Annotated in this window: 10 protein-coding genes and 1 pseudogene; 10 read left to right on the forward strand and 1 reads right to left on the reverse strand. The window is 69.5% G+C overall.

Annotation, left to right across the window (positions count from 1 at the left end; translation table 11 throughout):
* Nucleotides 1-16: 16 nt before the first annotated feature.
* The 7 genes from ilvD (at nucleotide 17) to serA (ending at nucleotide 8014) form a co-directional block, all read left to right on the forward strand.
* Entirely contained in the window at nucleotides 17-1696 is a 1680-nt protein-coding gene (ilvD, locus tag DI573_RS10695) for a dihydroxy-acid dehydratase (protein ID WP_292813871.1), read from the forward strand.
* An 81-nt stretch (nucleotides 1697-1777) separates the two neighbouring features.
* Nucleotides 1778-3580, forward strand: coding sequence for an acetolactate synthase large subunit (locus DI573_RS10700; RefSeq protein ID WP_292813847.1), 1803 nt, complete (start codon nucleotides 1778-1780; stop codon nucleotides 3578-3580).
* A 2-nt stretch (nucleotides 3581-3582) separates the two neighbouring features.
* Nucleotides 3583-4092, forward strand: a complete 510-nt coding sequence (gene ilvN, locus DI573_RS10705; RefSeq protein WP_292813850.1) for an acetolactate synthase small subunit — start codon at nucleotides 3583-3585, stop codon at nucleotides 4090-4092.
* Nucleotides 4093-4141: 49 nt separating this feature from the next.
* Nucleotides 4142-5167: a ketol-acid reductoisomerase gene (gene ilvC / locus DI573_RS10710; RefSeq protein WP_292813852.1), complete on the forward strand. Its 1026-nt coding sequence runs from the start codon at nucleotides 4142-4144 to the stop codon at nucleotides 5165-5167.
* 175 nt (nucleotides 5168-5342) lie between these two features.
* The gene (locus DI573_RS10715; RefSeq protein ID WP_292813855.1) at nucleotides 5343-5861 is read left to right on the forward strand and encodes a DNA polymerase III subunit gamma/tau; all 519 of its coding nucleotides are present in this window, start codon (nucleotides 5343-5345) and stop codon (nucleotides 5859-5861) included.
* Complete coding sequence (locus tag DI573_RS10720) at nucleotides 5858-6223, forward strand: bacitracin resistance protein (RefSeq protein WP_292813857.1); 366 nt, start codon at nucleotides 5858-5860, stop codon at nucleotides 6221-6223. Before DI573_RS10715 ends, DI573_RS10720 begins: the two co-directional genes overlap by 4 nt.
* Nucleotides 6224-6409: 186 nt before the next feature.
* Nucleotides 6410-8014 carry a phosphoglycerate dehydrogenase gene (gene serA, locus DI573_RS10725; protein WP_292813860.1) on the forward strand — a complete coding sequence of 535 codons (1605 nt, stop codon included), beginning with the start codon at nucleotides 6410-6412 and terminating at the stop codon, nucleotides 8012-8014.
* Between the two features lie 206 nt (nucleotides 8015-8220).
* Here serA and DI573_RS10730 read toward each other — a convergent pair whose 3' ends face one another.
* Nucleotides 8221-8766, reverse strand: a complete 546-nt coding sequence (locus DI573_RS10730) for a TetR/AcrR family transcriptional regulator (protein ID WP_292813863.1) — start codon at nucleotides 8764-8766, stop codon at nucleotides 8221-8223.
* 93 nt (nucleotides 8767-8859) lie between these two features.
* On the opposite strand from DI573_RS10730, the gene DI573_RS10735 reads away from it, so the two are divergent.
* From DI573_RS10735 to DI573_RS10745, 3 genes and pseudogenes are all read left to right on the forward strand, one after another.
* The gene (locus tag DI573_RS10735; protein WP_292813867.1) at nucleotides 8860-10455 is read left to right on the forward strand and encodes an MFS transporter; all 1596 of its coding nucleotides are present in this window, start codon (nucleotides 8860-8862) and stop codon (nucleotides 10453-10455) included.
* Nucleotides 10418-11470, forward strand: coding sequence for a 3-isopropylmalate dehydrogenase (locus tag DI573_RS10740; RefSeq protein ID WP_292813869.1), 1053 nt, complete (start codon nucleotides 10418-10420; stop codon nucleotides 11468-11470). The genes DI573_RS10735 and DI573_RS10740 overlap by 38 nt, the downstream gene beginning before the upstream one ends.
* Nucleotides 11471-11527: 57 nt before the next feature.
* Nucleotides 11528-11849: pseudogene (locus DI573_RS10745) on the forward strand (branched chain amino acid aminotransferase); the annotation flags it as partial.

Below are 11849 nucleotides of genomic sequence, written 5' to 3' on the forward strand. Positions count from 1 at the left end.
CAGCGCGCCCGTCGACATCAAGCCCCGCAGCCGGGTTGTGACAGACGGCATCGAAGCCACCACCTCCCGCGGCATGCTCCGCGCCGTCGGCATGGGCGACGCGGACTGGGAGAAGCCCCAGATCGGCATCGCGTCGAGCTGGAACGAGATCACCCCCTGCAACCTCAGCCTCGACCGCCTCGCGCAAGGCGCCAAAGAGGGTGTGCACTCGGGCGGCGGGTATCCGCTGCAGTTCGGCACGATCTCGGTGTCGGACGGCATCTCCATGGGGCACGAAGGTATGCACTTCTCGCTCGTCTCGCGGGAGGTGATCGCCGACTCCGTCGAGACGGTGGTGCAGGCCGAGCGGCTCGATGGCACCGTCCTCCTGGCGGGCTGCGACAAGTCGATCCCGGGCATGCTCATGGCGAGCGCGCGCCTGGGTCTGTCCAGTGTGTTCCTCTACGCCGGATCCATCGCCCCGGGCTGGGTCAAGCTCTCGGACGGCACCGAGAAGGACATCACGATCGTCGACTCGTTCGAGGGCGTCGGCGCGTGCCTGTCAGGGAAGATGTCGGAGGCCGACCTCAAGCGCATCGAGTGCGCGTTCGCGCCGGGCGAGGGCGCCTGCGGAGGCATGTACACCGCCAACACGATGGCGTCCGTCGCCGAGGCGCTGGGGCTGAGCCTGCCGGGCTCCGCCGCGCCGCCGTCGGCAGACCGCCGCCGCGACTACTTCGCTCACCGCTCCGGCGAGGCCGTGGTCAATCTTCTCCGCCGGGGCATCACGACCCGCGACATCCTCACCAAGGAGTCGTTCGAGAACGCCATCGCGCTGGCGATGGCCCTCGGCGGTTCGACCAACGTCGTCCTGCACCTGCTGGCGATCGCCCACGAGGCCGAGATCGACCTCGACCTGCACGACTTCAACCGCATCGGCGACAAGGTGCCGCACGTGGCCGACATGAAGCCGTTCGGAAAGTACGTCATGAACGACGTCGACCGTCACGGCGGCATCCCGGTCATCATGAAGGCGATGCTCGACGAGGGTCTGCTGCACGGCGACGCCCTCACCGTGACGGGCAAGACGGTCGCCGAGAACCTCGCCGAGATCGACCCCGACCCGATCGACGGCACCGTGATCCACACCTTCGACAACCCGATCCACGCGACCGGCGGCATCACGATCCTGCATGGCTCGCTCGCGCCCGAGGGCGCCGTGGTCAAGACCGCCGGCTTCGACGCCGCCGTCTTCGAGGGTCCCGCCCGCGTGTTCGAGCGCGAGCGGGCGGCCATGGATGCGCTGGAGGCGGGCGTGATCGCCGCGGGGGATGTCGTCGTGATCCGCTACGAGGGTCCCAAGGGCGGGCCCGGAATGCGCGAGATGCTCGCGATCACCGCGGCGATCAAGGGCGCGGGTCTCGGGAAAGATGTACTACTCTTGACGGACGGACGATTCTCAGGCGGCACAACCGGCCTCTGCATCGGCCACATAGCACCCGAAGCGGTGGACGCAGGTCCTATCGCCTTCGTGCGCGATGGTGATCTGATACGGGTCGATATCGCGGCTCGCACTCTCGACCTACTCGTCGATGACGCAGAGCTGAGCTCCCGCCGCTCGGGCTGGGAGCCCCTGCCCCCGCGCTACACCCGAGGCGTTCTGGCCAAGTACTCCAAGCTCGTGCGCTCCGCTGCGGAGGGCGCGGTCACGGGGTAGTCCGCGTCCCTCGCGGGTCGCGGCATCCGTCGGTCCTCCCGACGCACAGACAACCGCTATCGACACACAAGGATCCTCACCATGCCCGCCGAAACCGCAACGGCCGTGCCTCGGCCGCCCGCTCGCACCGCGTCCGCGCCTGTGCTCTCGGGGGCCCAGGCGGTCGTCCGCTCGCTCGAGCTGCTCGGAGTGACCGATGTCTTCGGCCTGCCAGGTGGCGCGATCCTTCCGGTCTACGACCCGCTCATGGACTCCACCGCCCTGCGTCACATCCTGGTGCGGCACGAGCAGGGCGCCGGACACGCCGCGGAGGGATACGCCGCGGCATCCGGAAAGATCGGGGTCGCCATCGCGACCTCCGGTCCCGGCGCGACAAATCTCGTCACCGCGATCGCCGACGCCTACATGGACTCGATGCCCATCGTCGCGATCACGGGGCAGGTGTTCAGCACGCTGATGGGCACGGACGCGTTCCAGGAGGCCGACATCGTCGGTATCACGATGCCGATCACGAAGCACTCTTTCCTGGTCAAGCGCGCCGAAGACATCCCGGGTGCGATCGCCGCCGCGTTCGAGGTCGCCGGCACCGGCCGGCCCGGACCGGTTCTCGTGGACATCACCAAGGATGCGCAGCAGGCCGAGGCGCCTTTCATCTGGCCGCCCAAGATCGACCTGCCCGGCTACCGCCCGGTCACCAAGGCGCACGGCAAGCAGATCCAGGCCGCGGCCCAGATGCTGACCGAGGCGCAGAAGCCCGTCCTGTATGTCGGCGGCGGGGTCGTGCGGGCACGCGCCGCGGCGGAGCTGCGCCGCCTCGCGGAGTCCACCGGCGCGCCCGTCGTGACGACGCTCATGGCCCGTGGCGCGTTCCCCGACTCGCACCCGCAGCATCTGGGCATGCCCGGCATGCACGGTACGGTTCCGGCGGTGCTCGCTCTGCAGGAGTCCGACCTCATCGTGTCGCTCGGCGCCCGCTTCGATGACCGCGTCACCGGCAAGGCCGCGCTGTTCGCCCCGAACGCGCGGGTCGTGCACGTCGACATCGACCCGGCCGAGATCTCGAAGATCCGCGCGGCCGACGTGCCGATCGTGGGCGACCTCAAGGACGTGCTCGTCGACCTCGACGCGGCGTTCTCGGGCGTCACGGGGGCAGCCAAGCCCGACATCTCGGACTGGTGGTCCTTCCTCGACGGGCTGCGCGATGAGTTCCCGCTCGGCTACACGGAGCCGAGCGACGGCCTGCTCGCACCGCAGTACGTCATCCAGCGCATCGGCGAGCTCACCGGCCCCGAGGGCGTCTTCGCCGCGGGCGTGGGTCAGCACCAGATGTGGGCGGCGCAGTTCATCAAGTACGAGCGCCCCAATGCCTGGCTGAACTCCGGCGGCGCGGGCACGATGGGCTACGCCGTGCCGGCGGCGATGGGGGCCAAGGTCGCCGAACCCGAGCGCGTCGTCTGGGCGATCGACGGCGACGGCTGCTTCCAGATGACCAATCAGGAGCTCGCAACCTGCACGATCAACAACATCCCGATCAAGGTCGCGATCATCAACAACTCCTCGCTGGGCATGGTGCGCCAGTGGCAGACGCTGTTCTACGACGGCCGCTACTCCAACACCGACCTCAACACGGGCCACGCCAGCGCACGCATCCCCGACTTCGTCAAGCTCGCGGAGGCCTACGGCGCCCTCGCGATCCGGGTAGAGAAGCCCGAAGAGGTGGATGCTGCCATCAGGCTCGCCCTCGAGACCAACGATCGACCGGTGGTCATCGACTTCGTGGTGAGTGCGGACTCCATGGTGTGGCCGATGGTGCCGCAGGGCGTCAGCAACAGCTACATCCAGTACGCGCGTGAGCACGCGCCGGCGTTCGAGCAGGAGGACTGATCATGAGCAAGCACGTTCTCAGCCTGCTCGTCGAAGACAAGCCCGGCCTGCTGACGCGCGTCGCGGGACTCTTCGCGCGGCGCGGGTTCAACATCGAATCCCTCGCCGTCGGTGTGACCGAGGTGCCCGGCCTCTCCCGCATCACCGTCGTGGTCGACGTCGACGAACTGCCCCTCGAGCAGGTGACCAAACAGCTGAACAAGCTCATCAACGTCATCAAGATCGTCGAGCTGGACTTCTCGACATCCGTCCAGCGCGAGCACATGCTCGTCAAGGTCCGCGCCGACAACGCGACACGATCGAACGTGATCGAGGTCGTCAACCTCTTTCGCGCCTCGGTCGTCGACTACTCCACCGACGCGCTCGTGATCGAGGTGACGGGCGATCACGGAAAGATCGACGCGTTCCTCCGGGCGGTCGAGCCGTTCGGCGTCAAGGAACTGGCCCAGTCGGGCCTGCTCGCCATCGCCCGCGGCGGCAAGAGCATCACCGAACGCGTGCTGCGCGGCTGAGCGCGGCTCCACAACCCCAAGATCCGCAAACAAGGAGAACCACGGAACAATGGCAGAGATCTTCTACGACGCAGACGCCGACCTCGCGCTCATCCAGGGCAAGAAGGTCGCGATCGTCGGCTACGGTTCGCAGGGCCACGCCCACGCGCAGAACCTGCGCGACTCGGGTGTCGAGGTCGCCATCGCCCTCAAGGAGGGCTCGAGGTCGATCGCGAAGGCCGAGGAGGACGGCTTCGCCGTCAAGTCCGTCGCGGACGCCGCCGAGTGGGCCGACCTGATCATGATCCTCGCGCCCGACCAGCACCAGCGCTCGATCTACGCCGACCAGATCAAGGACAAGCTCACCCCGGGCAAGTCCCTCGCGTTCGCGCACGGCTTCAACATCCGCTTCGGCTACATCCAGGCGCCCGAGGGCGTCGACGTCATCCTCGTCGCGCCGAAGGCCCCGGGCCACACTGTGCGTCGCGAGTTCGTCGCGGGCCGCGGCATCCCCGACATCATCGCCGTCGAGCAGGACGCGTCCGGCCAGGCCTGGGACATCGCCAAGTCATACGCGAAGGCGATCGGCGGAACCCGCGCGGGTGTCATCAAGACGACCTTCACCGAAGAGACCGAGACCGACCTGTTCGGCGAGCAGGCCGTGCTCTGCGGTGGTGTCTCACAGCTCGTCCAGTACGGTTTCGAGACCCTGACCGAGGCCGGCTACCAGCCGCAGATCGCGTACTTCGAGGTGCTGCACGAGCTCAAGCTCATCGTCGACCTCATGTGGGAGGGCGGCATCGCGAAGCAGCGCTGGTCGGTCTCCGACACGGCCGAGTACGGCGACTACGTCTCGGGCCCCCGCGTGATCGACCCGCACGTGAAGGAGAACATGGCCGGCGTCCTCGCCGACATCCGCTCCGGCGCGTTCGCGGAGCGCTTCATCGGCGACCAGGATGCCGGGGCTCCCGAGTTCCTCGCCCTGCGCGAGAAGGGTGCCCAGCACCCCATCGAGGAGGTCGGTCGTGAGCTGCGCGCCCTCTTCGCCTGGAAGCAGCAGGACGCCGATTACACCGAGGGCAGCGCTGCGCGCTGACCTCGGCGTGTCCACCGGCACCCGATGGTGATCGCTTTCGCGATCACGGAGGGCAGCGCTGCGCGCTGACCCCACAGACCGCCGTCCGCACCACAGGCACGGCTCATGCCCGGTCGTCGCGGCCCCCACCCGGGGCGGCGGCGGCCGGGTCTTCGTTTCGGCGTACGCTGGAGCGGTGAGCACCCCCCGCGACGACGACGCCCTGAGCTGGGGCGACGATGACCCGACGCTCGTGACGGGTGGCCCCGACACCGCAGAAGCCCCTGCCCGGGAGGCCCGCTCCGAACGCCTCCCGGAGGGCTGGAACGCCGTGGGAAGGGGTAGCGACGGGGACGGACACGTCACGCCTGCGCCGGATGCGGACCCCGTCGAGACCGACGACGAGGACGCCCGTCCCGCCGCCGGCAGCGCCGCGCTCGTCGCCGTCGGCGTGCTCGGCGGCATCTATCTGCTCTACGCCATCGGCTGGCTCATCGGGGGCCTCCGCCTGCAGGGGCGCTACCAGGTGCTCGTCACGGACGCGATGTATCAGGGCGCACTGTGGGTCGCCACGGCCGCGCCGCTGATCTGGTTCGGCACCGTCCTGTTCGCCACGAGAGGCTCGCGGGCCTGGGTGCGCGGCCTCTGGCTCGTCGCGGGTGTGCTGCTGCTCGTGCCGTGGCCCTTCATCATGATCGGAGCGGTGGGCGCATGACCACGGCCGACGCCGGACCCCCGGCATCCCGTCCCTCGACGCCCGTTCCCGTGCTCGCGGGCATCGGAGGCGTCTTCGCCCTGTTCTACGCGTACGCGATCTGGCAGGCGATCGGCAATCTGGCCGGCTCCGTGCAGGCGGCGTCGGCGGTGGATGTCTCGCTCAACGCCCTCGGCTGGTTCATCTGGATCTTCGCGATCGTCTTCCCCGCCCTCGTCTTCGGCGCGGCGTTCGCGCTGTCCTGGCGGCGGGGGAGCGCGACCTACGCGCTCGTGCTCCTCGCGGGCCTCGGGCTGGTGGGCGTGTTCTGGCTCAATGTCGTCGCCTACACGAGCCTGAACACGGCGGCGGTCATCGGCTGACAGCATCCATCGCCCCCGCGAGCGTGAGTGGATGCTGTCGCACGCCGTCATGCGGCGCCGGGTCGGCGCGGTGAGCCGATAGGCTTTCAAAGCCTCGCCCCCACGGTGTGCGGCGCGGCGATCTCCCGCACCGCCCTGCGCCGCGACGCCTCGTTCGCCCGGCCGCGTTACCCGAAGGACCGCTCCGTGACGAAGCCCGTCGTCCTCATCGCCGAAGAACTCTCTCCCGCCACGATCGACGCTCTCGGGCCCGACTTCGATGTCCGCAACGTCGATGGCACCGACAGGCCCGCGCTGCTTGCCGCCCTCGCCGACGCGCAGGCCGTGCTCGTGCGCTCGGCCACCAAGATCGATGCCGAGGCCCTCGCCGCGGCGCCCTCGCTGAAGGTGGTCGCCCGCGCCGGCGTCGGACTCGACAACGTCGACATCAAGGCCGCGACGACCGCCGGCGTCATGGTCGTCAACGCCCCCACATCGAATGTCATCTCGGCGGCCGAGCTGACCGTGGGGCACATCCTGAGCCTCGCCCGGCACATCCCCGCCGCGCACGCCTCGCTGGCGGGCGGCGCGTGGAAGCGCAGCTCGTTCACGGGCACCGAGCTGTACGAGAAGACCGTCGGCATCGTCGGCCTCGGACGCATCGGCGCGCTCGTGGCCGAGCGGCTGCGCGCCTTCGGCGTGCGCGTCGTGGGATTCGACCCCTACGTCACCCCGGCGCGGGCGCAGCACCTGCAGGTCGAGCTGCTCTCGCTCGACGACCTCGTCCGCGAGAGCGACTTCATCACGGTCCACATGCCCAAGACGCCCGAGACGGCCGGCATGATCGGCGCCGCGCAGCTGTCGGCCATGAAGCCCACCGCCCTCGTCGTGAACGTCGCGCGCGGCGGCCTCGTCGACGAGGACGCGCTCTACATGGCCCTGACGACCGGCGAGATCGCGGGCGCCGGTCTGGACGTGTTCTCGAGCGAGCCGCCGACCGAGGACTCGCCCGCCCGGCGCCTGCTGGATCTGCCGAACGTCGTCGTCACACCGCACCTCGGCGCGAGCACCGAGGAGGCGCAGGAGAAGGCCGGCGTGTCCGTCGCCCGCTCGGTCAAGCTCGCGCTCGAGGGCGACCTCGTGCCCGACGCGGTCAACGTCGCCGGCGGCGTCATCGATCCCTTCGTGCGCCCCGGAATCGCCCTCGTCGAGCAGCTGGGCCAGTTCTTCGCCGCGCTCGCCCCGAGCGCCCTCACGAGCCTCGACATCGAGGTGCGCGGCGAGCTCGCCGCGTACGACGTGAGCGTCTACCGGCTGGCGGCCCTCAAGGGGATCTTCACGAACATCGTCAGCGAGAACGTCTCGTACGTCAACGCGCCTCTCTTCGCGGAGCAGCGCGGCATCGAGACCCGCATGATCGTCGAAGCCGACAGCCCGTTGTACCGCAACATCACCATCCTGCGCGGCTCGCTCTCCGACGGCAGCGTCCTGACCGTCGCCGGCACGCTCGCGGGCACCCGGATGGTGCCCAAGGTCGTCGCGATCGACGGTTACGAGATCGAGGTGCCGATCGCCCGCCACCACGTCGTGATGCGCTACGCCGACCGCCCCGGGATCGTCGCGATCTACGGCAAGAAGCTCGGCGACGCGCAGATCAACATCGAAAGCCTTCAGGTCGCGCACCCCGACGCGACGGGTCGCGCACTCTCGGTGCTCACGGTCGACAAGCAGGTTCCCGACGAGATCCTGCAGGAGCTGCACCGCACGGTGGGGGCCGACCTGTTCCAGCGGATCGAGATCACCGAGGCCTGACCGGCGCGAGCCGATCCCGCGGGCGTCGCCGTCCCGCGGGTGTCGCCGGCGCCGTTCTAGCCGCGAACCACCACTTTTGCAGCGAGCCACCACACGACGCGTGGTGGCTCGCTGCAAGAAGTGGGTCTCGGCGTCGCGCGGCGCGGCGTGGTGCGCCGCCGTGGCCCCGCGCGGCCGCACCGCCGAGCGAGCCGGGATGCCGGGGCTCAGCGCCCCGTCGAGGATTCCACGAGCGCGATGAGCGCGTTCAGCTCCTCGCCCTCGGGCACGGGGCCCGACACGGACCCCACCGTGAGGGCGTTGTTGAAATACAGCCCGTCACTGACGAGCATGATCAGCTGGAGGGCGGTCTCGTCGCGCGCGTGCGGGCGGAGGGCGTCCTCCCACAGGATGCGCAGCTCGCGGATCGCGGCGCCGGCCGAGGGGTGACCGTTCTGCGCCAGGCGCGACACGGCGACGATCGCACGGTCCAGAGGCGATCCGGTCATGATCGACGTGCGCATGAAGGCCGCGACGGGACCCTCCGGCGAGCTCTTGATCTGCTCGATGTCGTCGGCCGAGAGTGCGCGCAGTCGCTGCAGGAGCCCCTCCACGAGCGCCTCCTTCGAGGCGAAGTGGTACAGGAGTCCGCCCTTGGAGACGCCGGCGGCGCGGGCGGTCGCGTCGAGCGTCGCCGAGCGCTCGCCCTCGTCGATCACGAGGGACTCGAAGGCGTCGAGCACGCTCTCGCGGGCACGGGGAGGGCGACTCATGGGGTCGATCGTATCTGGGACGGCGCGGGTGGACCGGATGGCAGCATCCTGTTACTATACCGACTGGACGGTTTAGGAACGAACGACGGAATCATGGCACTGCACACTCTCGACACCCCCCGCATCACCCCTCGCGACGAGCGGGTCGGCTGGCGTGCCTGGGCCGCGCTCGCGGTGCTGATGCTGCCGGTGCTGCTGGTCTCGGTCGACAACACGGTGTTGAGCTTCGCGCTGCCGCAGATCGCCCTCGACCTGGCGCCGACGAGCGCGCAGCAGCTGTGGATCATCGACGCCTATCCCCTCGTGCTGGCGAGCCTGCTCGTGACGATGGGCACCCTCGGCGACCGCTTCGGTCGACGGCGCCTGCTGCTGATCGGGGCGACGGGGTTCGGGATGCTGTCGATCCTCGCCGCGTTCGCCCCCACCGCCGAGCTCCTCATCGCCGCCCGCGCGGGGCTCGGTGTCTTCGGCGCGATGCTGATGCCGTCGACGCTGTCGCTGCTGCGCAGCATCTTCCGCGATCGAGAGCAGCGGCGCCTGGCGATCGCGGTCTGGGCCGCGGGCTTCAGCGCAGGCATGGCGCTCGGCCCGATCGTCGGAGGTTTCCTGCTCGAGCACTTCGCGTGGGGATCCGTCTTCCTGCTCGCCGTGCCCGTGCTCATCCCGCTGCTCATCGCGGCACCGCTGCTGATCCCCGAGAGCCGCGACCCTCGTCCGGGCCGCATCGACCCGGTCTCGATCGCTCTCTCGCTGGCCACGATGGTTCCCCTCGTCTACGCGATCAAATCGCTCGCGGTCGACGGTTTCGAGGGACCCGCGCTCTGGCTGCTCGGCGCCTCCGTGCTCGGCGGCGTCCTCTTCGTCCGACGTCAGCTGCGCGCTCCGAGCCCCATGCTCGACATGGCGCTCTTCCGCCGTGGCACGTTCAGCGGGGCCGTGCTGGTCAATCTGCTCAGCGTCATCGGGCTCGTCGGGTTCCTCTACTTCGTGGCGCAGCACCTCCAGCTCGTGCTCGGGCTGAGCCCGATGGACGCCGGTATCGCGCTGCTGCCAGGTCTTGCGGTGATGATCACCGCGGGCCTGGTCGTGGTGCCGATCGCTCGCCGTGTGCCCGCGCGGGTGCTCGTGCCCGCGGCACTCTCGCTGTCGATCGCCGGGTACCTGATCGTCGCCCTCACGACCGACGCGCAGAGCCTCGGGATGCTGATCCTCGCGTTCATGGCGCTCGGCGCCGGTATCGGCATGGCCGAGACCGTCTCGAACGAGCTCATCCTCTCGAGCGCGCCCGCCGACAAGGCGGGAGCGGCGAGCGCCGTCTCAGAGACCGCATACGAGATGGGAGCGGTGCTCGGCACGGCCGTCATGGGCGGCATCCTGACCGCGTTCTACCGCGCGACGCTCGAGCTTCCCGCGGGGCTGCCGGAGTCGGCATCCCTCGCCGCACGCGAGACGCTCGCCGGGGCGATGAACGCCGCCGAGGGACTCGAGCCCGCGGTCGGTCAGGCCCTGCGCGAGGCCGCGGCGCACGCCTTCGACGGGGGAGTGGTGATCACGTCGCTCATCGGCGCCGCCCTCATCGTGCTCGCGGCGGTCATCGCGGCCACTACTCTGGGGGGATCCCATCGGATCCATCCCCAGGAGCTGCAGCACAATGTCGCGCGTCGTCAAACTGGCCGTCATTCCGGGTGACGGCATCGGTCCCGAGGTCATCGCCGAAGCGCAGAAGGTGCTGGATGCCGCCGTCGCGACCTCTGCGGTGAGTGTCGAGAGCACGCAGTTCTCTCTCGGCGCGGGGCGCTTCCTCGAGACGGGGGAGACTCTCACCGATGCCGATCTCGACGCCATCAAAGAGCACGACGCCATCCTCCTCGGCGCGGTCGGCGGGATTCCCGGCGACCCACGGTTGAAGGACGCGAACATCGAGCGCGGGCTGCTGCTGAAGCTGCGGTTCGAGCTCGACCACTACGTCAATCTGCGCCCGTCGAAGCTGTATCCCTCGGTGCCGGGCCCGCTCTCCGACGCCGGCGAGATCGATTTCATCGTCGTGCGCGAGGGGACCGAGGGCCCCTACGTCGGCAACGGCGGCGCGCTGCGACGCGGCACGCCGCACGAGGTCGCCACCGAGGTGTCGGTCAACACCGCGTTCGGCATCGAACGGGTCGTCCGTCACGCGTTCGACCTGGCCGAGAAGCGCTCGAAGCGGCTGACGTGGGTGCACAAGACCAATGTGCTCGTGCACGCGGGGGCCATCTGGCAGCGGATCGTCGGCGCCGTGTCGCAGGAGCACCCGGACGTGGCCGTAGACTACCTCCACGTCGACGCGGCCACGATTTTCCTGGTGACGAACCCGTCTCGCTTCGACGTGATCGTCACCGACAACCTCTTCGGCGACATCCTGACCGATCTGGCCGGTGCGATCACCGGAGGAATCGGACTTGCGGCCTCGGGCAACATCAATCCCGGCGGCGCTTTCCCCTCGATGTTCGAGCCGGTGCACGGATCGGCTCCCGACATCGCCGGGCAGCAGAAAGCCGACCCGACGGCGGCGATCCTCTCCGTCGCGCTGCTGCTCGATCACCTCGGCCTCGCCGAGGAGGCCTCCCGCGTCACCCGAGCGGTCGAGGCCGACATCGCGGAGCGCACCGGCTCCGTCCGCACGACGAGCGCCGTCGGCGACGCGATCGCCGCGAGGCTGCAGGCGTAACCTGGAGCCCGCGGGCGGCGCGGCGGCGTCCCCACCTCTTCTACCGGCAGGACTGACATGACCCTCATCGACTCCGATCCCGACGCCGGACTCGCGCCCCTCGAGTTCGCCGTCACGAAGAACCTCGCGGCCAAGAGCCCGGCCGCCCGTGCCGAGATCCTCGCCAGCCCCGGCTTCGGCACGAGCTTCACCGACCACATGGTCGACATCTGCTGGTCGGTCGGCGGTGGCTGGCATCGCCCGCGCGTGCAGCCCTACGGCCCGATCAGTCTCGACCCGGCGGCGGCGGTGCTGCACTACGGGCAGGAGATCTTCGAGGGCATCAAGGCCTACCGTCACGCCGACGGCTCGATCCACACGTTCCGCCCCGACCAGAACG

Origin of the sequence: Microbacterium sp. (assembly GCF_003248605.1) — a bacterium.
Lineage (GTDB): Bacteria > Actinomycetota > Actinomycetes > Actinomycetales > Microbacteriaceae > Microbacterium.